The sequence below is a fragment of the Prosthecobacter sp. GW821-HT29F12 genome (assembly GCF_058803405.1).
Window position 1 is genome coordinate 6,313,248 of the sequence record NZ_CM179517.1, and the last position, 22,539, is coordinate 6,335,786.

Consider the following 22,539-nt stretch of genomic DNA (forward strand, 5'->3'; position numbering starts at 1 on the left):
TGCTCCAACCACCATGAAACTCCTCTGCGTCCTCCTGCTCGCCACGCCGCTGCTTCACGCTGAATCGATTTTCGATGGCAGGACGCTCGCCCATTGGTCCGGCAAGGCTGAGCACTGGCGTGTGGAAGACGGAGCGATCACCGGCGAAATCCCTGCCAATCAGCAGCTCAAAGGCAACGAATGGATCTTCTGGGACGGCGAGGTGCATGACTTTGATCTCACCGTCGAGTTCCGCATCACCGGCGGCCCCAGCGCAAACTCCGGCATCCAGTATCGCTGCCAGCAGAGCCCCGATGGACACGCCAGCGGTTATCAGGCCGATCTCGACCAAGGCGCCGTGTGGCTGGGCCGCATCTATGACGAGCATGGTCGTGCCCTGCTCGTGGAGCGCGGATCACGCGTCAGCATCGCGCCAGACGGTCGCCGTTGGGCCGATGTGTTTGCCGAGCCGAAGAACCTGGCCACCGTCATCAAGCCCAACGACTGGAACAAATACCAGATCACCGCCACTGCATCCCACGTGGAGGTGCGCGTGAACGACGTGCTCATGAGCGTCCTCGATGATCACGAAGCCAAAGCCGCCGAGTGGAGCGGCAAAATCGCCTTCCAGCTCCACAGTGGTCCCGGCCCGGCCAAAGTGCAGTTCCGTAACATCCATCTCACCCATCTCGGCAAAACCGCGATGCCACAGCGCAGTGACGCCGGCTATCCGGCCCGCACCGTCAGCACCACCGACGTCCCCTCCATCCCACCACCCGCCGAGCTCAATCTCGGCTTCGAAACCGGCACCCTCGCAGGCTGGAAAGCCGAAGGCGATGCCTGGGAAAACCAACCCATCGAAGGTGACACCGTCGCCATCCGCAAACGCGGCAACTCCCAGCACGCCGGCAAGTTCTGGCTCGGCGGCTACGAGCGCAGCGGCGACAAAGGCACCGGCACCCTCACCTCATCGAGCTTCATCGCCACCCACCCCTGGGCCAGCTTTCTCCTCGGTGCCGCACCAGATGCGAAAACAGAGCGCGTCGAAATCGTCGAGGAAGCCACCGGCAAAATCATCCAGAGCAGCAGCGCCGCTCAGCAGGAAAACATGAAGCGCGTCGCCGTGAATCTGGAAGCCGTCGTCGGCAAACGCATCTTCATCCGCATCATCGATCAATCCAAATCCGGCTGGGGTCATGTGAACTTCGACGACTTCGTCTTCCACGATCAAAAGCCAACCTTCGCCGTGGCTTCCTTCAGCGTCAGCGCAGACCGCACCAAGCGTGGCGATGAAAGCCCCGTCCTCTGGCACCTCCTGCCCAATCCCGCCAAACCCACCAGCATCAAAAACGATGCCGCACAAAAACTCGTCGCCGGCATGAAACTACAGGACGGCTTTCAGGTAGAACTGATCGCCGCCGAGCCCGATGTGCGCCAGCCCATCGCCTTCTGCTTCGATGAACGCGGACGCATGTGGGTGGCGGAAGCCTTCAGCTACCCCAACCGCCAGCCCGAAGGGCAGGGGAAAGACCGCATCAGCATCTTCGAAGACATCGATGGCGACGGCTCCTTCGAAACCAAAAAAGTCTTCTGCGAAGGCCTGAACCTCGTCAGCGGCATCGAAGTCGGCTTCGGCGGCGTCTGGATCGGCGCAGCGCCATATCTGCTGTTCATTCCAAAAGATGCGAACGACGCAGCCGGCAAGCCGCAGGTGCTTCTCGATGGCTGGGGCTACCAAGACACCCACGAAACCCTCAACAGCTTCATCTGGGGCCCGGACGGCTGGCTCTACGGCAATCAAGGCGTCTTCACCCAGTCCCACATCGGCAAACCCGGTACTCCCGATGACCAGCGCACCCCTTTGAACGCAGGTGTCTGGCGCTACCATCCCGTGCGCCATGAGTTCGAAATCTTCTGCCATGGCGGCAGCAATCAATGGGGCCTCGACTACAACAGCAGCGGCCACTTCTTCATGACGCACTGCCGCAGCTTCTGGGGCAAAGGCGGCACCACCAACGCCATCCGCAACGGCCACTTCTGGAATCAGGCCAACAGCAAATACGCCCCCTTCATCTCCGCCACCGCGCCCGACTTCGCGCCCGATCTGCAAAACTTCCTCCCAGCCTCCGCTCGCTACGACAGCGGCGAAGGTGGCGCAGGCAAACCCGGCACCACCGCCGTCTATGGTGGCCACTCCCACGTCGGCACCCTCATCTACAACGGTAACAACTGGCCCGCCATCTACCGCGATCACCTCTTCACGCACAATCTCCACGGCCATCAGATCAATCAGCAGCACATGGTCCGCACCGGCAGCGGCTACGAGACCTTCCACGCCGGCTATGACCTCCTCTACAGCCCCGCCCCCGATTACATCCCCGTCGATCTCCAAACCGGCCCCGACGGCGCCGTCTATGTCATCGACTGGACCGACACCCAGCACTGCCACAATCCCGAAGACGAAAAATGGGACCGCACCAACGGCCGCATCTACCGCATCTCCTGGAAGGAGACCTACAAGCCGGTGAAGGTGGATTTGGGCAAGATGAGTGATGATCAGCTTCTCAAATTGCAAACGAGCACCAGCGACTGGCATGCAAGAACAGCCCGGAAGCTCATTCAAGAACGTCCCGCACCGTTTGATGCGGTTGCCAATGGAGTGACAATGATATCACAGCCTGACAACAAGCCTGAGCTGACATTGAGACTCATGTGGCTCCTCCATGCGGCGAAAGCCCTCAGTCCGCTGTTGTTGGCTTCATCGGCCAGCCATGAAAGCGACATCGTCCGCTCCTGGGCCATCCAACTCGCCACCGAAGAAGCCGGCAAACCCAAGCTAGACTTCGCCACCCTCCTCAAACTCGCCCAAACCGACCCTTCACCCACCGTCCGCCTCGCCCTCGCCTCCGCACTTCCAAAATTGGACGCCAAGACCGTCTGGGAAGTCTCCTCCGCCCTCGCCATGCATGCTGAGGACAAAGACGACCGCTTCCTCCCCAAGATGATCTGGTTCGGCCTCGCCCGCGTCGTCGCAGAAGACTGGCCCCGCGGCCTCGCACTCGCAGCCAAAACACCTCTGCCATCCCTCGCCGATTCCATCCGTTGGTATGCCGCCACCACTCCCGCAGGTCGTGAGGCCCTCATTCCCACCATCCAAACCGAGCGCGATCTCAAAATCCTCGCCTTCGGCATGAAGGACGAAGCCAATGCCGCCATGCCCAAAGCCTGGCCTCAACTTCAATCCAAGTTTCCCGGTACCACGTCAGACCAGCTCTCCGCCCTCTTTGGCGACAAAGCCGTGCTCGCCAAAATGCGCGGCATCCTCTCCGACGCCACACAGCCTCTCCCCCAGCGCCGCAGAGCCTTCGATCTTCTCAAGCGTGTCAGCGATTCCGATGCCACACCCATCTTCGCCAAGCTCCTCGATCACCCTGACTTCACCAGCTTCGTCATCCCCTTGCTCTCACGCTCCAGCGACCCCGCCACCGCGACAGCACTCATGACTCTCTTCGCCAAGCTCAACGACACCGACCGCAGCGCCGCCCTCGGTACCCTCACCAGCCGCGCCGAACTAGTCCTGCCACTGCTCGCCGCTGTGAAAGCGGGCACCTTTGACAAGAAACACCTCAGCTCCCTGCAAATCCGCCAGATGCGCAATCTGAACAACGCGGAGGTCAACACTCTACTCGATGCTACCTGGGGCAAAGTAAACGACTCCAGCGAAGCCGCCAAAGCCAGCATCGCCAAACTGAAGAAAGCCTATCAATCCGCGCCGCTCTGGGCCTTCAACGGCAAAGCAGGCGAAGAAACCTTCAAGCAGGTCTGCGCTGTCTGCCATGCCATGGGCGGCGTCGGGGGCAAGCTCGGCCCCGATCTCGGCGGCTCCTGGCGCAATGGCCTCGACTACTTCCTCGAAAACATCATCGACCCCAATGCCGTCGTCGGTGACAACTTCCAGCTCCACGTCCTCACCAAAAAAGACGGCACGGTCATCTCCGGTGTCATCGAGCAGGAAACAGCCACCGCCATCACCGCTCGCACCGTCACGGAATCCATCATCATCTCCAAAGCCGATCTCAAGAGCCGCCAGAAGATGCCCGTCTCCCTCATGCCCCCCGGCCTCCTCGAATCCATGCCCGAACGCAAGGCCCTGGAGTTGCTCAAATATCTGCTGAGCAAGCGGGAGTAAGGGGTCAGTCCAGGCCTAATCAGAAGTGAATCAAGGTCATTCAAAACCGGATTGGCATATCCGCACTCGTCGGCGCGTATGAGTCCGATCATGAATCCTGTTCTCCCGATCCTGGCCTTCGCATTCGCCTCTGTCCTCCAGACCTCGGCACAGATACCCGAATGGAAGGCGGCAGCCGCCAAGACGGTGATCACACCGACAGAGCCGATGTACCTCGCCGGTTTCGCAAACCGGGAGGTTCCTGCAGAGGGCACAGCGATGGAACTCCACGCCAAGGCCCTGGCGCTTCAGGACGCGCAGGGAGAACGCTTCGTGATGGTCACGCTTGATCTGGTGGAGGTGACGGTTCAGCTCCGAGATGCAGTGGCGGAGGCGGTGAAGGCCAGGTTTGGTCTGCCTAAAAAGTCTCTGTTATTGAACTGCTCTCATACCCATTGCGGTCCGGAACTGCGTTACACGGAGCTGGAATTCATGAACTTCACCGATCCTCTTCGCAAGGAGCGCTGCCTGCGCTACAACGCATGGCTGAAGGACAAGATCATTGGCATCATCGGCGAGGCCTTGCAGCAGGTGGAACCGGCGACGGTCAGTTATGGGCATGCGCGTTGCGGTTTTGCGATGAACCGCAGGCTCAAGAGCGACAAGCCAGCGGGAGATCCCTTCTTAAACAGCCCGAATCCCGAGGGCGTGGTGGATCATGATGTGCCCGTGCTCACGGTTCAAACGGCCGCTGGCAAGCTGAACGCCATCGTCTTTGGCTACGCCTGCCACAACACATCAATGAGCATCAAGCAATGGCACGGTGACTATGCCGGTCATGCGCAGCAGTTGATCGAGGAGGCGCATCCGGGCACCATCGCACTGTTCATGATGGGCTGCGGTGGTGATCAGAACGCCTATCCACGTTTCAGTCCCATCTTCAGCCTCCGCCACGGTCAAAGCCTCGCCACCGCAGTGGAGGCCGCCTTGGATGCAAAGCCAAAACCGATCCATGGCCCGCTGCGCATCGACTGGCAGACCACGCGGCTTGACTACCAGTCGATTCCCACGGCAGACCAGATCGAAAAACGGCTGAGCACGGGTGAAGGCTATGAAAAAGGCTACGAGATCTATCAGCGCAAGTGGGATGAAAAGCGCTTGTATGCGATCAAGCACACCGGACTGCGCGACCATTACGACTACCCGCTTCAGGTGGTTCACTTCGGCCATGATCTGACCTTCGTGGCGCTCAGCGGTGAGACCTGTGTGGATTATTCATTGCGCCTGAAGCACGAGTTCAAAGGGCCGGGAGCATTGTGGGTCGCAGGCTACAGCAACGACATCCTCGCCTACATTCCGAGCAGACGCGTGCTGCTGGAGGGTGGCTATGAGGCCTTTCGTTCGCTCATGTACTGGTCCAACCCGCTGCATCCAGACAAGTTCGCGGACACACTTGAGGAACGCATCATCTCCAAGGCGCAGAAAATGATGCAATAAAGGGTCGCCTCGACAGGCGACGATCAGGCGTTCGCTACAAATACTTTCTTGCTTCTGCGCGGCATTTTTCGTCATGCTCTGCGCATGATCCGTTTTCTTTGCCTTTTCAGCCTCTGCTTGGTCGCCACCCTCCATGCCGAGGAAAAGCGCCCCAACATCCTCTGGCTCATCGCCGAGGACTTCGGCCCGCATCTCGGCTGCTACGGTACCAAGGAAGTCTCCTCACCAGTGCTCGATGCTCTGGCGGCAAAGGGCATGCGCTTCACCCGCTACTACACCACCGCCCCCGTCTGCTCCGCCAGCCGCTCCGCCTTCAACACCGGCATGTATCAGACCACCATCGGCGCGCACAATCACCGCTCCCATCGCGATGACGGCTTCACCCTTCCCGAAGGCGTGAAAGTGATCAGCGAACGCATGCGCGACGCCGGCTACTTCACCGCCAATGTGAAAGAGCTTCCACCCGAAGCCGGATTCAAAGGCAGCGGCAAGACCGATTGGAACTTCCAAGAACCCACCAAGCCCTTCGACTCTTCCAGCTGGGATGACCTCAAGCAGCATCAGCCCTTCTACGCGCAGCTCAATTTCCAGGAAACCCACCGCACCTTCCACGCGCCACCCCACGCCGACCCCGCCAAGGTGGAGATCCCGCCCTACTACCCCGATCACGAAGTCACCCGCAAAGACATGGCGCAGTACCTCGACGCCGCCACCGAGCTGGATCGCAAGATCGGCAAAGTCATGGAACTCCTCCAGCGCGATGGCCTCATGGAAAACACCGTCATCTGCTTCATGGGCGATCACGGCGCTGCCCACGTCCGTGCCAAGCAGTTCTGCTACGAGGAGGGGCTGCACACACCGCTCATCCTCAGCTGGCCTTCCGGCATCACTGCGCCTAATGGCTACGAGGCAGGAAAAGTCAGCGACCGCCTCCTCATGTCCATCGACCTCACCGCCACCACCCTCGCCTGGGCCGGCATTGTCAAACCGCAGGGCATGCAGGGCCAGGTTTTCATGGGCACAAACGCAGAGCCACCCCGCGAGTACGTCTTCGGCGCCCGGGATCGCTGCGACATGACGGTCTTCCGCTTCCGCACCGTGCGCGATGCACGCTACCGCTACATCCGGAACTTCACTCCAGACCGTCCCTTCCTCCAGCACAACGCCTACAAAGAGAAGCAATATCCGGTGTGGAATCTGATCAAAGAACTAGCAGCCCAGGACAAGCTGACACCCGCGCAGGCCGTGCTGGCAGCCCCGACCATGCCCGAAGAAGAACTCTATGATTTGCAGGAGGACCCCTTTGAAATAAATAACCTCGCGAAGTCCAATCAGCCAGAGCACCTGGCCGCCCGCGAGCGCTTGAGTTCGGTGCTCAATGCATGGATTGAGCAGACGCACGATCAAGGTCGGATTCCAGAGCCTGAAGAAGTGGCTAGGAACGAAGGCCGTACGAAAGAGATGCCACCTGGGAAGCAAGGAAAAGGGAGGAAGAAAAAGGGATGAATGACGAATTCAGAATGACGAATGAGCAGGATCAGCCATTCTCAGGCAGTGAAGTTGCTCCCTAACCATCGTGCGCATGACGCACAGCATCTCATCCAGCGCTGGCGCGTGCTCGCGCGCACCGCTGGCTGCCGGGTCAAAATTTTGTGCAAGGTGGGTGACATGCCCGTGATCGTGCTCGAATCTGCCTCAGCACAGGCAGGAGAGCCTGCGGTCTATCTTTCCACCGGCGTCCATGGCGATGAAGCGGGTTCAGCCTGGGGCCTCCTGACCTGGGCTGAGAAGCACGTGAACGAATTGAAACGCGGATCCTTCTTGATCGCCCCTTGTCTCAATCCCGTGGGACTCACGCTCAATACTCGCGCGGATCATCGCGGCCTCGACATCAATCGTCGCTTTCACGATGCCTCAGATGAAATCTGCGGCCCATGGCAGCAATGGATCACTGGGCGCGCGATGCGTTTTGGGCTCTGCCTGCATGAGGACTACGACGCACAGGGAATCTACCTCTATGAACTCAACCACGCACGACAAACGGTGGGTCATGAAATCATCGAGCGCTGCGCTCGTGTGATTGCACCCGATCCGCGAAAGAACATCGATGGTCAGCGGGCCAACCGGGGTGTGATCAGGCGCCGCACGCTGCCGACTCACCTCCCCGGAATGCCAGAAGCCATTGAGTTGCATGTGCGCGGCTGTCCGGTCACGCTGACGTTTGAATCGCCTTCGGAGTTTGATTTCGATACGCGCGTGCGTGTGCAGGTAAAGTTCGTGGAGTCAGCACTGGCCGTTCTTGATTAAACAATGAACACCACACTCCTCCAGTGCCTGCTTGTACTGACGGTTATTACCGTCTTGTCAGGATGTGCCTCGGTGAAAAAAATAGCCGCAGGTCGCGGTGTGCTCTGCGCTGAAGACTGGGTGAGTTACGATGGCAAAACCATGCCGTGGAAATCATGGCCTGTGCCTGCCGGTGTCACACCGCGCGGAGTGGTGATCACGATTCACGGCTTGAGCGGCGCAAAGTCAGATTTCTGGTATCTGGGCGAACAACTGCCACTGCATGGTTATGCGGTCTATGCATACGATTTGCGCGGTCAGGGAAATGATCCCGTGGTGGCCGAGCGTGGCGACATTTCAAACGCCAGCGCCTGGCAGCGTGATCTGGCCACGTTTCACGCGCTGGTGAAGCGCAGGCATCCCAAGACCCCGGTCTTTTGGTATGGAGAGAGCCTGGGCAGCCTCATCGCCTTGCACACAGCGGCGGATCTGCTCGGAAATTGGTCTGATCCCGATGGGATTATCCTCGCATCACCGGTGGCCGGGCTGCGCACGGCTTTGAGCGGTTTCAAACGCTTCCTGCTCGACACGGCAGCCAGGCTCACTCCACGCTCACGATACTCGCTTGGCGAGCTGGCAGGCGTGGATGAATCGAAAATCAAAGTCACTTCACACTCCACGCATGGCGGTCAGATGGCGGTCACGCCCCACCATGTCAGCGCCTTCTCGCTGCGCCTCCTCTCAACCATTGGCGGCATGCTGGATGCAAACACTGAATCAGCCCATCGTTTGAAAATGCCGGTGCTCTTCGTCGCATCCCCGAATGATGTGCTGTCATCGGCAGACCAAATCCAGGCCCTGTTTGCCCAGATCCGCAGCCGGGACAAAAAACTGCTCTGGTACACGCGTTCCTACCATCTGCTGCTCCATGATGTGCAGCATGAGGAGGTGGTGAAAGATGTGACACACTGGTTGAACCGCCAGGTGAACGCCATCCATCGCTGAACTGCCATGACACTCGAACACGCCATCCAGGAGGCCTTGAGCCACAGCGAACTCCCGTTGAAAGCAGCGGAGATCGTCAAGCTCGTGAAGCCAGCGGTCGGGCGGGCAGCCACGCTCAAAGCCGTGGCCGCAGTCCTGGAAGCATTGTCGTCATCAGGCGCGTTAAACAGCATTGCCGCAGGCACTCGCAGCAAGCCACAGCCTCTCTTTACGCCCCACAGCCTTGAAACTGCCGCCGCAGCGCTCTTGAAACACTGGCTGCATGCCTCCAAAAAAGAGCAGCAGGCCGTGAAGTTGAAAGCCAAACTCCCGGCCGGGCTGCTGCCCTTTTTTGAGGTGGCCTTGGACAGCCTTGTCTCCGCGGGCGCTGCCTTTGTGCTCCCGGGGGCCAAACCGCTGGTATATGCGCACAAACCGCAGCCTTCGGAACTGTTGGATGCCCCGCTGCGCCGGTCCTTGCAAAAAGTTCTCCAAGCGGTGAACACCGTCCGCACGCCACCTGTCGGCCTGGATGATCTGATCGCGTGGCTGGATGCGGCGCCGTCCGTCCCACCCGTCGCAACCATCAGCGCTCCAGAAGAGGCCGATCTGCGCGATTGGTATGATCTTGACCGCATCCGCTCTTCCTCGGTCATGATCCCAATACCCCAGACTTTTGCCCGCTATCAGGCCTGGGCGGCCGAGCGGGGAGGGGTGGCTGATAGTCAAGTTTTACGAAATTTGATTGAGACGCTTTACATCAATGGGCACCTCCTGCTAGAACCTTGCGAAAGGCCTCAAGACCTCCCGGATCATGAACGTGCCCTGCTCGTTCCAATGTCCCTCGGCCCGCCCGGTTACTCTTGGTACTGGATTTCCTGATCCAGTTCCACTCTTCTCCCGAATCCTGAACTCACTCCCCCGACCATGCCGTCCTATGCTGACCTGAATCCCTTCATGTCCACCAGTGTGGGCGAGAATGATCTGTGGAATGCAGCCTCCTTTCTGGATGTGCCTTACATTCACTCCGTGCCGTTTGGCGCATTGCGCATCGCGGTGGATCAGGTGCGGGCTCAGCACCGCAGCCAGGTCCGTTTTGTGCGGGGGGCCGGCGGCTCGGGCAAGTCACATCTCTTTTCTCGGCTGCGGCGTGAGTGTGCAGACAGTATTTTTTATGCCTATGCGCCCAATCCGCCGCTGCAGCCGGAGGCATTGGAAAATTTCATCCTCACTCGGTTCGTCGGCAGTCTGCGTCATCCGGCACGCAACAAGGAGGGCAAAGAGGCTCCTTACAGCCAGCTGCGTTTGCTCGCCTACGCGCTGCTCAAACCGGTGGTGGAGCAGGATTTCACCTTTCCTGAATTGCACGAGGCTTGGGCGGGGATCAGCCTCGAGACCCGCAAGGAAATGATCCATCAGGCGGTGCAGCTTCTGGAAGCCGATCATCCGATGGTTCCCCGCAGCGTCCTGCGCTGCCTCCTCAATGTGCTGCGCGATGACAAGGAGCATCTCGCCGCGCAGTGGCTTTCCGGTGCTGCCTACCTCACAGAAAACGAGCTCAAATACCTCGGTGTTCCAGAGCCCCTGTCACGTGCGGAGATGGGCGGCGTTATTCAGCTGTTTGGCAAGCTGGCCTCACAGGCAGGCTCGCCCGTGGTCTTGGTCCTCGATCAGCTCGACCTCGTCGTTACACAGCCCCAGCTCGATGAGATGCAGCGGCTGCTCTTTGCGCTGATCGATCAAAGTGAAAACTGGGTCGTGCTCATCGGTCTCGTGGTGGAACGTTTCGCCGCCTGGGACGCTGCACTCTCTCAGGCCCTTCGCGGGCGCGTTGGTGTGCCCGACTCGAATGCGCCATTGGGCTTCCGCCTGCCAGTCGTCGACATGCTGCCGATCGCCAATGAGCAAAAGCGCCTCCTGCTCAACTGCCGGCTCGAAACTCCCGCGCTCATTGAGCAGCGTCAAAAAGACGGCATCACCTCAGCCATTCATCCGCTGCTGGAGGAAGACGTGGCCCGGCTCACCGCCGGTGGCGCTATCTTCCCGCGTCATCTTCTGGCCGCAGCTGCCGAGGTCTATGCCATGCGCACCACGCAGTCGGCGCTTCCGCCTGAAATCGTCGCGGCAGTCGCAGCCCAGCCAGTGCCCCCTCCGGCGCCTTCGCTGCCAGTCGCTGCCCCAGTGATCCCAATGGCTGTTGCTGTGGTGGAGGAGCCCAAAGTGATCCCCGCAGTCGCGGCCATACCAGTGCCGACAGCGGCGCAGCCAGCAGTTCTGCCTCCCCCTGCCGCCGTCCAGCCACTCTCCAAGGCAAGCCTCGCGGAAAAAGTGGATGCACTGCTCCAGCAGGCCTTGGCCGCCGCCAAGGCGGAAACCACTTCGCCTAGCGCCATTGATCTTGGTGAACGGACACGCGATCTGATCGAACTCATGGTGGCTCCCCCGGTCACGATCAGCGAAGGCGACATTCGCAAGACCTACGACAACTTCGACGGCTCCGACCGCTGGTACGAATGGGGCGGCAGCCGGGTGCGCATTGTCACCAGCGATGCCATGCGCGGCAGCTTCATCGCCGTGCTTGAGCGGATCAAGGAGGCCGCCGGCGACACATTGCTTCTGCGCAACGACATCGCTCCAGTTTCCGGCCAGCTCACCATGGAACTGCTCAACGCCTTCAAGGCAAAAAACACCTTCCATCACATTCCCGCGGCTGAAGCTGCCATCTTGGCCGCGCTCGGAAGCATGCTCGCCGCCCAGCGCGAAGGCTCCTACGATCAGTTCGCCACCGAACCGCCTGCAACGAAGGAAAACGTGCTTGCAGCCTTGCGCTCGCACCCGCTGCTGCGTGAGCTCAGGTTCTGGGACATGATTCAAAAGAGGCATGCGCCGAAGCAGGTGCAGCCAGGTCCTCCGCAGTCTTCCGTGCTCTCGTCCATCATTCGGCCGTCCGCTGTGCCCGTGGCCAAACCACCAGCGGTTCCCACCGCAGTGCCACCAGCACAGCCAGTGGCGGCACCCCCAGCGGTACCGGGTGCAGTGTCACCCTCAGCCCCTGTTGCCAAGCCACCAGTCATGCCCGGTGCCAAGCCGCCACCCCCACCCTCCTATACGGGTGCGACCAAGCCTCTCGCCAAGCCGCCTGCGCCACCGATTTCGAAGCCCATCGCGAAACCACCGGCCCCGCCCATGATGAAGCCGCCCACCGCAGTGGCCCGGCCACCCGCAGCCAAGCTGCCGCCCCCTTCTCAAGGCACTGCCGCCTGATCAAATTCGAAAGCTTTGCGGCTACAAAGTCATGGTGCGTGACGTTTATCGCGCACCATGAAAGCCTTTGCCACCCTCCTGCTCTGCACCTTCGCGTTTCAGCTTTTTGCAGCGGAGGCAAAACGCCCCAACATCCTCTTCATCTACTCCGATGACCAGTCCACGAAAACCGTGGGCTGCTACCCCGGCTCCTGGCCTTGGGTGAAGACACCCCATATTGATGCGCTGGCGAAAAACGGCGTGCGCTTCCATGCCGCCTATCTCGGCTCCTGGTGCATGCCATCGCGCGCCACCATGCTCACCGGCCGCTTTCCTCACGGCATCGAGTCCATGTCCATGGAAGGCAAATACCCCGGCAGCACTTACGATCCCAGGCAGTGCCCCTTCATCCCCGCAGAAATGCGCAAGCAGGGCTACCACACCGCGCAGATCGGCAAATGGCACACCGGCACCGATACCGGCTGGGGCCGCGACTGGGATCATCAAATCGTCTGGAACCGCCCGTTGCATCCCGAAAACGCCGGCGCCTACTACGAAACTCAAATCATGAGTGTCGATGGCAAGGAGCAGACCATCGAAGGCTATCCCGCCGACAACTACACCCAGTGGTCGCTCGACTACATACGTGGCAAAAACCGCGATGCAGCAAAGCCCTGGTACCTCTGGGTCTGCTACGGCAGCGTCCACGGCCCCTCCATCCCGGCCAAACGTCACAAAGGCAGCTACGCGGACGCCGCCGTGCCCGTTCCCGCCGACATCTTCCCACCCCGCGAAGGCAAGCCCGATTACCTCAACAAGAAACAGGCATGGACGAAAGGCCCCGACGGCCATCCCATGGCAGGGAAGGGAGGCGAAGCCTTTGGCGAGAGCAAGAAAGGCAAGCGCTTCGATGACTGGGTCCGCCAGGTCAACGAATGCGTGCCCGCCATTGATGAAGGAGTCGGCCAGCTCATCGCCGCACTCAAGGAATCCGGTCAGTACGAAAACACACTCATCATTTACACCGCCGATCAAGGCTTCTCCATGGGTGAGCACGGCTTCCGCACCAAGCTCGCTCCCTATGACGCGAACTACCGCTCGCCCCTCATCATCAGCATGCCCTCACGCTTCCCCACCGGCAAAGTGTGCAACGCCTCCGTCAATGCTCCCGACCTCGCCGCCACCTTCCTATCCATCACCGGCGTGAAAGTGCCATGGCCGACGCATGGCCGCGATCTCACTCCTCTCCTCGAAAAGCCCGACACCCCATGGCCGCACGCCTGCTACTACGAACACATGGGCAACGAATACGGCGCCAAAGTCAGCCAGACCATTCTCACCGGCGCGGAACAGAAGAATGATCAGGGTGTACCCTTGTACAGCGCCGTCGTGCAGGATCAGTTCAAACTCATCCACTACCTCGATGGCAGGTCCGGCGAAGAACTCTACGATCTGAAAAACGACCCCGAAGAATTGAAAAACCTCATCGGCGAATCCTCCCACGCAGACCGCATCACCCAGCTCCGCTCCGCCATGAAAGCCGAACTCAAACGTACCGAAGCTGGTTTCACCAACTTCATAAAATAACGCACGACCACCTCCGGAACGTAGGATGGGTGTGGCGACAGCCCGCCCGTCTTTCAGCGTATCGCTAGCACCAAAACTCAACGATGAAAAAAGCAGGGGAATCTCACGGCTTAATCTGCAGCTTTTTCCCCGGCACCAGAAACATGCGCCCGGCCTCATTGCAGATCAGCAAATTCGGCCCGTTGCCGCCCAGCATCGTCCCCACCGCACCCGTTTCATGCGCACCTCCAGGTTGTACAACGTTGCCGTCCTCATCCTGAAACGTCAGCGGCCTCGCGAATTTCATCTTCGCATTCGTGCCCGTGTTCAGCATCACCAGCGGGGTGCCGAGCGTCTTCTTCAGCTTGGTCGGCAGTGCGGAATCCACCAGCTTGCCAATCAGTCCGCCCACCACCGGATTCTGCCCCAGCGCCGCCATCGGGTAGCCCGTGGTACGATCCGGAATCGAACACACCCGCCCGGTGCCAATGACGAAATCCAGCTTCCCATCCTGGTTCCAGTCAAAGAAGTCCAGCTTGCAGCGCCCGCTCATGCCACCCACACCACCGCTCGCGCCAATCAGTTGGCCATCATCCAGCCGCAGCTTGCCACCGTCCTCCACATTGTAGTCATCAATGCGCCAGTAGAGATGAAAATGATCATCACCATCCACAATCGCCAGCGCCATACGTCCGCCGATCTGCGCCAGCGCCGGGCGGCAGCGCCACATGCCGTGCAGATCTACGCCATCGCAATAGATCGGATGCGCGGCATCCAGCCTCGCCTCGGTCTTGGTCCCACGATTGAGATAAATGAGGTAATTGCCCGTGATGTCACCAGTAATGAGATCCGGCAGCGCATCCCCGTTCCAGTCGATCACATTCGGCGAGAGATACCCCCACCGCGCCTCCTGCAATCCCTGCAGGCTGCCGGCATAGCCCGCTTGCACCTGAATCTCGCGGTTACCTGCTTTCACGCGTGTCGCTGGCAGAAGCTTCGGCTCGTCATTGCTGCCGCTGTTTTTGAAAAACAGCACGAAGCCCTCTGAATTTCCCGCCAGAATGTCCAGCACCCCATCACCATCCCAATCCACCGTCGTGGGCGTTGGCAGCGTGCCCGCGTACAGGTCCGCGTTCTCCTGCAGCACCGACACCGGCTCCTTGCAAACAGGCGCGCCTGCCTTCGTGAACTTCCCCGTGAAACGGTAAAAGTAGAGCGATCCCTCACCGCACGCGATCAAGCCATCCCCATAAGCACAAACGCTCGGGTTGATGCTCGGATGCCGCAGCGCATTGCCATCCTCTCCTGCAATGAGTCGCTTCCCCTCAAGATCAAAGCCGCTCGCCGCCTTGTTGTGATAATGCACGAGATTTCCCTGCCGCGATCCCGTCACCAGATCGCGTTCATGACCAGCACCCAGGTTCACCCCCGTGATGCCATGCATGGAAAAATAAACCTCGTTCCGCGTCTGGGTGATCTGCCTCGCCTCGCCTCTGGCCGTGACTCCCATGAGGTAGCGATATCGCATCTCCCCTACTGCGATGCCGGAGGAGTTGAACGGCCGCCACTCCTCCGTGTTCGGGCTCCCCTCCGCCCCCTTGCCACCGTTCGACATTTCAAACGCCAGGTCATGGCTGCCGTCCCCATTGAGCAGCACACCAAGGCTGCCCGGTGACTTCACCGCCTTCGGCAGTTTCTCACGCTTCGTTTCACGAAACTCCAGCTTCTCAACAGTGAACTCCGTGGTCACCAGCTCATCCTTGTCAATCCACAGGCCCACGACTTTCCCATCCTTCAGCTGAAAAACACTGCCCTTGTCCTTGAAGGCACATTTGACCTCCACCGGCTGCGCAAATACGGGCGCGCCAGTTTCCGCAGTATCCACCCAGCGAAACAAATGCACCGCCTGCGGCCCGCCGAAACCCGCTACAAACAAATCGTCCTCCTTGCCGCCAAACACCCGAGCATGCCCGAGTACATGGTGATTCAAATTCACCAGCGCCAGCGGTCCGCGTCCATTCACCGCCGCCGATGGCAGCGCCTTCGTGCCCGGCGGCAGATGCGGCTCAATGGCAAAGCCACCCGAAGCGAAGAGCAAAAGGCCGAGAGTGATCTTCGCCTTCATGCAAAAAAGATTACTTCGCGGGTGGTGGTGTCAGCTTGCACGACTGCCACGCCAGGAAGCGCCACTGCCCTCCCTCGAGACGCCAGACACCCAGGAAGGCCAGTGTGGGTTCAATGATGCCCGTTGGAGTGCCAATCTTCAGTTTGGCACTCCCCGTCATCAGCGCGATGCCCGGTGCAGGGAAGGTGAACTCACGCTCCACATAATCGATCGCTTCATACTTCGTCGTCCCTTTGAGCAGCGCCTCAATGAACGAGGCCTTGGTGTCCACCACACCGGAGGAGTGCGCATAGCGCAGTTCATCGGAGAAGATCGCGCTCAGCTTGTCACGGTCGGGCGATTTCATCGCGGCCACACGTGCATCATCCGCCGCCTTTACAGCGGCCAGCGGCGCCTCTTCGGCAAACGAGATGATAGTGACAAGGCAGATCAGGGTAGTGAGCAGTGTTTTCATGGGGCAGTTGTTTTAGCGGTCAGTTGTTTCACAATAAAATTCCAGATGTCGTCATAGCCATCGGTGGGATGACCCGGATACTTCACATGGCAGGTGGCACCCGTTGCAAGCGCAAGCTTCTGAAAACCCACCGCCCATGCCGGGGAATGCACATCGTAGTTGTTCTGCGTGATGTCCTCCGGCTTCGTCATCCCCCACTCGTTCTCAAAGTACATCGGTGCCGCATTCTTGTGCAGCAGCCAGTCAGGCGACCACTTCTTGATCACTGGCAGCAGCTCATCGCGCCGCTTCAAAGATTCCTCAAAGGAGCAGCCCAGCGCAGGGGCTCCCCACTTCACACCAGGCACCCACTCCTGCATGCGCTTCGGATCAATCGAAGGCTGGCACCGGTACGCAGCGATGCAGGTCACCAACTCTGGGGCCGTGCAGCCGACATACAGCGCCGGCAGCGCCCCCTGCGAGCCCCCGCCCAGCGCGATACTCGCTGGATCCAGCTTATACTTGGCAGCGTTTTCCCGCACAAATTTCACCGCGCTCAGCGCATCCTCCAGCACATAGGAGATCGGCTCCTTCACCTTGTCCGCCGTCGCATCCTCCATCGTCCTCACCTCCACGGCGATCACCGCGATGCCATGCGGAAAGAAGCGGTTCACATCCACCGCATGCTTGGATGCCTTCCAGATGCCGCCATACCACATCAGCACCGGAAACGGCCCGTCCCCTTTCGGCGGCAGGTGAATGTCGATCAGTTGATGCGCATGCGCACCATACGGCACATCAGCATGCGTCGGTTTCGGTGGTTCAGCCGCATGAACAGAAGTCAGCGCAAACGCGGCCAGCAGTGAAAAAAATCTCATGGCTGTTTGGTCTGGGTCTTTTTCAAATACTCTGAGGGTGTCATGAACTCAACGTTCTTCGTTTTGAGGAAATCGATGATGCCCGTGAATCCCGCCCAGCGCTTGTCATCCCATTGATCAGGATGCCCCTGTAGCACCAGCACCTCACGCTTCGCAGCCTTGGCTTCGTAGAACGTTTTGAACTTCTCCAGATCGGGCACAAACGTCGGATTCTCCAGCGCCATCACCCGCGGGATGCTCAGCCGGCTGTAATACTTCGGCTTCTCAGGTCCATACAGCCAGATCGTCACCTCCGGCACCTTCTGCATCGCTTCATCCGTGGCCTCCGTGGTGCCGCTCCAGTGCGGCCCAAAGGCCGTCAGCGTGAAGCCCAGCTTTTCCTTCGCCAGCTTCTCACCCTTTGCCAAAATCGCCCGCTGCTCCTCCGCCGTGCCATGCTCAAACTCTCCCGGTTCGCTGGCCGTCTTCATGTGATACCCATGCATCCAGAACTCGATCAAGCCGGCCGCCTGCACATCCTTCAGCCACTGAAAATACATCGCATTGTCCTTCTCCAGCGACTCCGTGATGATGCCAAACGAGCCTTTGATGTTCTTCTCCTTCAGGTAGTCATGCACCTTCAGCCACCGATCCGACACCGGCTTCGCCCCCACACGCCGCGCGATCACATCGTCCAGTTTCAGCAGGATAATTTGCGGCTCGGCGGCGCTGAGTGTTGTGGCGAACAGGCTGGCTTGCAGGAGAAGGCAAAAGCGGAACATGGGCTGAGAATAGCGGAATCATAAGCCTCGTCATCTCTTTCCGCTGTCACACGTTTCACTGGCGTTCGGATGGCTAGCAGGTGATTTGAATCAAACCCATGGAGATTGCGATGATCACCGAGAGCACCAAGCCAGCCAAGATTCCTAAAGAGACCACAATGATCCTTGCGATCCATCGCCACGCAGTGCTTGCAGAGAGAGAGCGGGGCTCAGCAGGTTGGCACTCAGGATCTGGCACCACGCTGGAAATGTGAGGGGGGTGGATCATGGCTTTCCTCCTGTCAGGGGCTTGCCCCGGTTTGCGATCCGTCGGGCGATTTCTCCGGCGAGGTCCTCCGCTTCAAAGCCTGTGGCACGCACCAGGCCAAGAATCTCATCCGCATTGGGTCCTCCGCCCTGGGATGCCTTCGCCAGTGCAAACAGCCGCGCTGCTCGCCGGCCTGTCCGGCAGTACAATACCACTGGCTCTTCCACAGTCTTCAAGGCTGACTCCAGGGAATCCACGGCCTCATTTGGAATCCCCTCGTGTGGAACGGGAATGTAGTGAAACTCCATGCTCATCGCCTCGGCCGTCCGCCGCATCTGCTCTGAAGACGGCTGATCCGCAGCCTCGCCATCAGGACGCATGTCGATGACGGCTTTGATTTGCCGTTGTCTGAGATAGCGCATGCTGCTGGGCTTTAATTGCGAAGTGAGAAACACCCCGTTCGTGATCTCGGTGAGCTTTGGCTTCAGGCTCTCTTCTTGGCTGTGTTTTAGGTAAAAGTACCCAAGTCCCACGGCCATGGTGCACACCATGGTCAGACCAAACAGCTTCAGGTTGGACATTGTGGTCGAAGTGTGAATTAGCAGTTTTGCCAAATGTCACATTGTCCCTGCCTCTTGCAAGAGGTTCTCCGGGCAGCCCGCAACACTACTTCGAATGGGCCAGCACAAAATCCACCAGCTCCTGACACTCAAAAAACGAGGGCCCCACCTTGTGTCCTTCGCCAGGAATGACCTTCACGCTGATCTGTCCACCGCCCGCTTCATACCGCTCCTTCAGAAGTCCCGTGTTCAGCTCATAGGGCACCACCACATCGGAGTCCCCATGCACCACAAACATCGGCACCTTCTTCTCCAACAGACCTTTTAGATTATCCACCGGATTAAACTCACTCAGCTTGGCCACCAGCTCATTCTCCGGCATGCCAAAGTCAGTCAGCGTCTGCGCCTTGGAATTCTTCAGCGGCCAGCTTGCGAGATTGCACACGGGATAGATCCCCACCCATGCGCGCACTTTCTCAGGATGCCGAAACGCCCACGCCAGCGTCATCATGCCGCCACGGCTCTGTCCCAGCAAAATCGGCTTCGTGGAATAACCACGTTTCACCATCTCCTCATAAAACAGCGTAAACTTCGCCGTGCTTGCCGGTGCGCCGCGAACCTCCCCCAAATCGTAGCCCGCAATGCTGATCCCCGCTTTCATGAAGGCCTCATAGTACATCTTCCGGCCAAACAGCGAGACACCTCCCAAAGTGGGTGCATACCACAGCCACGGCTTGCCTGCGGCGGGCTTGGGCGCCGCATACAGAAAAGCCTTGTGTCCGTCGACTTCGAAAACCTCCGCCGTTTTGGGCAGAACTTCTTGAGCGATGGCGGAGACCGCCAGACCGGCAGTGAGAATGAGGAGGCAGCAGGTGTTCATGAGATGGATGATTGAATCGGGCTCGCGCTCCCTGTTATTTCCTTGTTTCAAACGCCCGGAAGTAATGCAGCACGGGATATTCGAAGCGGTTGCCGAGAGCTTCCTTCAGCTTGCCCAGGCTTTCCATCCCATGCTCGGCGGCTGCAGCGCGAAGTTCAGCTTCTTCCTCGGCGGTGTAGTAGTCTCGCGGATCCGCCTTCAGCTCTCCCTGCTGAATGGCCTGGGCCAGATGACTGTGGATGGTGCTGATCACGAGGCTGCGCAGCGAGGCGATCTTTTCCGCGCTGTGGCCCTGGCGGTGCAGACGCAGGGTTTCCAGCACCGTGCCGGTGAGTCCATCCTCGCTCTTCATCTTGGGTGGCGGCGGAGGCGGAGCCTCTTCGGCAAAAATCTGCGCCTCATGCGTCCCCAGCCATTGGGTGATTGCACCCATAAACGCCGCTCCATAGTCGGCCAGCTTCTGACTTCCCACGCCAGGGATGGCTAAAAAACTCTGTTCTGTTTGCGGATACTGACGGCACATGTGCCGCAGGCTGGCATCCCCAAAGACCACATACGGCGGCACCCCGCGCTCATCGGCAAGCCGTTTGCGCAACGCGCGCAGTTCCTCAAACAGCGCTTCGTCACAGGCGATGCTGCCCGCCTTCGCGACCTTCCCCGCGCTCGTGCCAGTCTTCACCGCCCCGGGCACGCGTGTGAGCATGACCGGCGTGCGGTTCATGAGCGTGGCCAGTCCCTTCTTTGACAGGCTCAGCGTCTGAAATGAATCCGCCGACGCTTCAATGTGGCCCAGTCGGATAAGCTGCCGTCCCAGCGCCGCCCACTCATCACGCGGCATGTCCTTGCCGATGCCGTACGTGCTGAGCTGATCATGATACCATTTACGGATCTTCTCCGTGTTCGCTCCGGTGAGCACTTCCACGACATGATTCAGCCCCGTGCCAAAGCCGCTCTTCTGCCGGATGCGGAAGATGCAGCTCAGCAGCTTTTGCGTCTGCGTGGTCGCATCCCAAGTCTCGCGCGGCTGCAGGCAGTTGTCGCATCCGCCGCAGTTGTCGCCCGGCCACTCCTCACCGAAGTAGTCAAGCAGCGCAACACGTCGGCATTCGGTGCCTTCGGCAAAGTCCGCCATCATTCGCATCTGCTGCGCCGCAACCTCCGCCGCCTGCGCGTCCGTCATTTCATCGAGGAACTTCAGGTTTCGCACCAGATCCCCGCGCGAGTACAGCAGTACGCACTCGCTCGGCAGGCTGTCGCGCCCGGCTCGGCCTGTCTCCTGATAGTAGCCTTCGATGTTCTTCGGCAGATCCCCATGGATGACATAGCGCACGTCAGGCTTGTTGATGCCCATGCCAAACGCGATCGTGGCACACACCACATGCGCCTCATCACGGATGAAGGCCTCTTGATTCGCAGCCCGCTCCTCCGGCTGCAATCCCGCATGGTAGGCCACCGCCTTCACTCCCTCCGCAGAAAGCGCCGCCGCCAGGCTCTCCGCGCTCTTGCGCGACTGCACATACACAATGCCCGCCTCATTCGGACGCTGACGCCAATAGTGTTCGGCACAGGGTTTGAGGTGGAGTGATGTGACAAAAACGTTGCTGTACGTTTGGGCGAAGGGTGGCATGAAGTTGCTGATGGCTGCAGCCCGAGTCCCAGCCCCCAAGATTGAAGCCGCCCAGCTGCGGCACTGGAAGCTCATCGAGCAGTTCCAGCGTGTGCTCGACGAGGTCAGCCCGCTGCATCAGCCCCACCGCAGCGAGCACGACCCGCGGCGCACCCTCCACCAGCGCGATTACTTCTCGCTGTTTTTGCTCGGCCTGTTCAACCCGGTCATCACCTCCATGCGCGGGCTCTGCCAGGCCAGCAGGCTGCAGCGCACGCAACGCTCCCTGGGCACCCTGCCCGCAAGCCTGGGCAGCTTCTCGGAGGCGCAGAGCCTCTTTGATGCGCGGCTGCTCCAGGCCGTGCTGGAGCGCCTGGTGGCGGACCTTCCCCCGCAGCCCGGTCCCGGCGGCGTGGACCTCGCCGCGCTGCGCGTGGTCGACAGCACCTTGTGGTATGTGCTCCCGCGCATGGACTGGGCCACCTGGCGCAGCCAGTACAAGGACCAGCGCGCCGTGCGCCTGCACATCAAATACCGCCTGGCCGACGGCCTGCCTGCCGGCGGCCTGCCCTCCAACGGGGTTTTGTGCGAGCGCAAAGCCCTGCGCCAGCAGCTCAAGGCCGGGGAGTTCTACATCGGCGACCGCAACTACGGCATGAACTACCGCTACCTCGAGGAGCTCGAGAGCGCCGGGTGCGGCTTTCTCATGCGCCTGCGCCAGAACCATGTCAAGGTGGAGACGCTCCAGGAGCTGCCGCTAAGCCAGCGCGACATTGAGGCCGGCGTCTGCCGGGATGAGCGCGTCATGCTCGGGGAGAGGGCCCTGTGCAGGCGCGGCCCGTTCCGCCTGGTGGTCGTCGACCGGCCGGACATGGAGGAGCCCGTATGGCTGGTGAGCAATCAAACGGCAGAACAGCTCAGCGCCGGGGAGCTCGCCGGACTCTACCGGCAGCGCTGGGAGGTGGAGGGATTTTTCCGCTGGCTCAAATGCCTGCTGCCCTGCCGGCACTGGTTTGCGGAGAGCGAAAACGGCGTGGCCATCCAGATCTATGCCGCGCTGATCTGCGCGGTGCTGCTGACGCGCAGGCTGGGACGGCGGCCGAGCAAACGCATGCTGGAGATGCTGGCCTTTCATCAGATGCAGACGGCCAGCGAGGAGGAGCTTGCCGAGGCGCTGCGGCTTGAGGTGCAGCGCGCCACCCGGGTGCGCAAGCCGCGGCATGGCACGCTGAGCAACTGGAAACCCGCATAGCAAAGGGCAGTGCAGGCGCGCGCGCGCGCCAGGGCTGCGCGTGCCCGGATGCCACGATGTCGCCCACCTCCCAC

Annotated in this window: 16 protein-coding genes; 9 read left to right on the top strand and 7 right to left on the bottom strand. The window is 60.1% G+C overall.

Annotated elements, in window-relative coordinates; translation table 11 throughout:
- Window positions 1-13: 13 nt before the first annotated feature.
- The 8 genes from AC3RLQ_RS26110 (at window position 14) to AC3RLQ_RS26145 (ending at window position 13,744) form a co-directional block, all read left to right on the top strand.
- Window positions 14-4,168 carry a PVC-type heme-binding CxxCH protein gene (locus AC3RLQ_RS26110; RefSeq protein WP_493031610.1) on the top strand — a complete coding sequence of 1,385 codons (4,155 nt, stop codon included), beginning with the start codon at window positions 14-16 and terminating at the stop codon, window positions 4,166-4,168.
- Between the two features lie 90 nt (window positions 4,169-4,258).
- Window positions 4,259-5,644: a neutral/alkaline non-lysosomal ceramidase N-terminal domain-containing protein gene (locus tag AC3RLQ_RS26115; protein WP_493031611.1), complete on the top strand. Its 1,386-nt coding sequence runs from the start codon at window positions 4,259-4,261 to the stop codon at window positions 5,642-5,644.
- Between the two features lie 84 nt (window positions 5,645-5,728).
- Entirely contained in the window at window positions 5,729-7,150 is a 1,422-nt protein-coding gene (locus tag AC3RLQ_RS26120) for a sulfatase family protein (RefSeq protein ID WP_493031612.1), read from the top strand.
- Between the two features lie 48 nt (window positions 7,151-7,198).
- On the top strand, window positions 7,199-7,951 hold the full coding sequence (locus AC3RLQ_RS26125; RefSeq protein ID WP_493031613.1) for a M14 family metallopeptidase: 753 nt from the start codon (window positions 7,199-7,201) through the stop codon (window positions 7,949-7,951).
- Between the two features lie 3 nt (window positions 7,952-7,954).
- Window positions 7,955-8,935, top strand: a complete 981-nt coding sequence (locus tag AC3RLQ_RS26130; protein ID WP_493031614.1) for an alpha/beta fold hydrolase — start codon at window positions 7,955-7,957, stop codon at window positions 8,933-8,935.
- Window positions 8,936-8,941: 6 nt separating this feature from the next.
- A complete protein-coding gene (locus tag AC3RLQ_RS26135; protein WP_493031615.1) occupies window positions 8,942-9,796 on the top strand; it encodes a hypothetical protein in 855 nt (284 codons plus the stop codon).
- 45 nt (window positions 9,797-9,841) lie between these two features.
- Entirely contained in the window at window positions 9,842-12,178 is a 2,337-nt protein-coding gene (locus tag AC3RLQ_RS26140) for a hypothetical protein (protein WP_493031616.1), read from the top strand.
- Window positions 12,179-12,235: 57 nt separating this feature from the next.
- Window positions 12,236-13,744, top strand: coding sequence for a sulfatase-like hydrolase/transferase (locus AC3RLQ_RS26145; RefSeq protein WP_493031617.1), 1,509 nt, complete (start codon window positions 12,236-12,238; stop codon window positions 13,742-13,744).
- 103 nt (window positions 13,745-13,847) lie between these two features.
- On the opposite strand, the gene AC3RLQ_RS26150 is transcribed toward AC3RLQ_RS26145, so the two are convergent.
- The 7 genes from AC3RLQ_RS26150 to AC3RLQ_RS26180 form a co-directional block, all read right to left on the bottom strand.
- Window positions 13,848-15,848: a VCBS repeat-containing protein gene (locus AC3RLQ_RS26150; protein ID WP_493031618.1), complete on the bottom strand. Its 2,001-nt coding sequence runs from the start codon at window positions 15,846-15,848 to the stop codon at window positions 13,848-13,850.
- A 10-nt stretch (window positions 15,849-15,858) separates the two neighbouring features.
- Window positions 15,859-16,302 carry a nuclear transport factor 2 family protein gene (locus AC3RLQ_RS26155; RefSeq protein WP_493031619.1) on the bottom strand — a complete coding sequence of 148 codons (444 nt, stop codon included), beginning with the start codon at window positions 16,300-16,302 and terminating at the stop codon, window positions 15,859-15,861.
- Complete coding sequence (locus AC3RLQ_RS26160; RefSeq protein ID WP_493031620.1) at window positions 16,299-17,159, bottom strand: hypothetical protein; 861 nt, start codon at window positions 17,157-17,159, stop codon at window positions 16,299-16,301. Before AC3RLQ_RS26160 ends, AC3RLQ_RS26155 begins: the two co-directional genes overlap by 4 nt.
- The gene (locus tag AC3RLQ_RS26165) at window positions 17,156-17,920 is read right to left on the bottom strand and encodes a DUF2334 domain-containing protein (RefSeq protein ID WP_493031621.1); all 765 of its coding nucleotides are present in this window, start codon (window positions 17,918-17,920) and stop codon (window positions 17,156-17,158) included. The genes AC3RLQ_RS26160 and AC3RLQ_RS26165 overlap by 4 nt, the downstream gene beginning before the upstream one ends.
- A 264-nt stretch (window positions 17,921-18,184) precedes the next feature.
- Window positions 18,185-18,748 (bottom strand): protein tyrosine phosphatase family protein, encoded by a 564-nt coding sequence (locus AC3RLQ_RS26170; RefSeq protein WP_493031622.1) that lies wholly within the window; start codon window positions 18,746-18,748, stop codon window positions 18,185-18,187.
- Between the two features lie 85 nt (window positions 18,749-18,833).
- The gene (locus AC3RLQ_RS26175) at window positions 18,834-19,607 is read right to left on the bottom strand and encodes an alpha/beta hydrolase family protein (protein WP_493031623.1); all 774 of its coding nucleotides are present in this window, start codon (window positions 19,605-19,607) and stop codon (window positions 18,834-18,836) included.
- 34 nt (window positions 19,608-19,641) lie between these two features.
- Complete coding sequence (locus AC3RLQ_RS26180) at window positions 19,642-21,234, bottom strand: RecQ family ATP-dependent DNA helicase (protein ID WP_493031624.1); 1,593 nt, start codon at window positions 21,232-21,234, stop codon at window positions 19,642-19,644.
- 10 nt (window positions 21,235-21,244) lie between these two features.
- Between AC3RLQ_RS26180 and AC3RLQ_RS26185 the strand changes: the two genes are divergently transcribed.
- Window positions 21,245-22,465 carry an IS4 family transposase gene (locus tag AC3RLQ_RS26185; RefSeq protein ID WP_493031625.1) on the top strand — a complete coding sequence of 407 codons (1,221 nt, stop codon included), beginning with the start codon at window positions 21,245-21,247 and terminating at the stop codon, window positions 22,463-22,465.
- Window positions 22,466-22,539: the final 74 nt, after the last annotated feature.

What these genes read in the sequence shown, in the direction of transcription:
- AC3RLQ_RS26110 (WP_493031610.1), top strand. Translation starts at nt 14, where the DNA reads ATGAAACTCCTCTGCGTCCTCCTGCTCGCCACGCCGCTGCTTCACGCT.
- AC3RLQ_RS26115 (WP_493031611.1), top strand. Translation starts at nt 4,259, where the DNA reads ATGAATCCTGTTCTCCCGATCCTGGCCTTCGCATTCGCCTCTGTCCTC.
- AC3RLQ_RS26120 (WP_493031612.1), top strand. Translation starts at nt 5,729, where the DNA reads ATGATCCGTTTTCTTTGCCTTTTCAGCCTCTGCTTGGTCGCCACCCTC.
- AC3RLQ_RS26130 (WP_493031614.1), top strand. Translation starts at nt 7,955, where the DNA reads ATGAACACCACACTCCTCCAGTGCCTGCTTGTACTGACGGTTATTACC.
- AC3RLQ_RS26135 (WP_493031615.1), top strand. Translation starts at nt 8,942, where the DNA reads ATGACACTCGAACACGCCATCCAGGAGGCCTTGAGCCACAGCGAACTC.
- AC3RLQ_RS26140 (WP_493031616.1), top strand. Translation starts at nt 9,842, where the DNA reads ATGCCGTCCTATGCTGACCTGAATCCCTTCATGTCCACCAGTGTGGGC.
- AC3RLQ_RS26145 (WP_493031617.1), top strand. Translation starts at nt 12,236, where the DNA reads ATGAAAGCCTTTGCCACCCTCCTGCTCTGCACCTTCGCGTTTCAGCTT.
- AC3RLQ_RS26150 (WP_493031618.1), bottom strand. Translation starts at nt 15,848, where the DNA reads ATGAAGGCGAAGATCACTCTCGGCCTTTTGCTCTTCGCTTCGGGTGGC.
- AC3RLQ_RS26155 (WP_493031619.1), bottom strand. Translation starts at nt 16,302, where the DNA reads ATGAAAACACTGCTCACTACCCTGATCTGCCTTGTCACTATCATCTCG.
- AC3RLQ_RS26160 (WP_493031620.1), bottom strand. Translation starts at nt 17,159, where the DNA reads ATGAGATTTTTTTCACTGCTGGCCGCGTTTGCGCTGACTTCTGTTCAT.
- AC3RLQ_RS26165 (WP_493031621.1), bottom strand. Translation starts at nt 17,920, where the DNA reads ATGTTCCGCTTTTGCCTTCTCCTGCAAGCCAGCCTGTTCGCCACAACA.
- AC3RLQ_RS26170 (WP_493031622.1), bottom strand. Translation starts at nt 18,748, where the DNA reads ATGTCCAACCTGAAGCTGTTTGGTCTGACCATGGTGTGCACCATGGCC.
- AC3RLQ_RS26175 (WP_493031623.1), bottom strand. Translation starts at nt 19,607, where the DNA reads ATGAACACCTGCTGCCTCCTCATTCTCACTGCCGGTCTGGCGGTCTCC.
- AC3RLQ_RS26180 (WP_493031624.1), bottom strand. Translation starts at nt 21,234, where the DNA reads ATGCCACCCTTCGCCCAAACGTACAGCAACGTTTTTGTCACATCACTC.
- AC3RLQ_RS26185 (WP_493031625.1), top strand. Translation starts at nt 21,245, where the DNA reads ATGGCTGCAGCCCGAGTCCCAGCCCCCAAGATTGAAGCCGCCCAGCTG.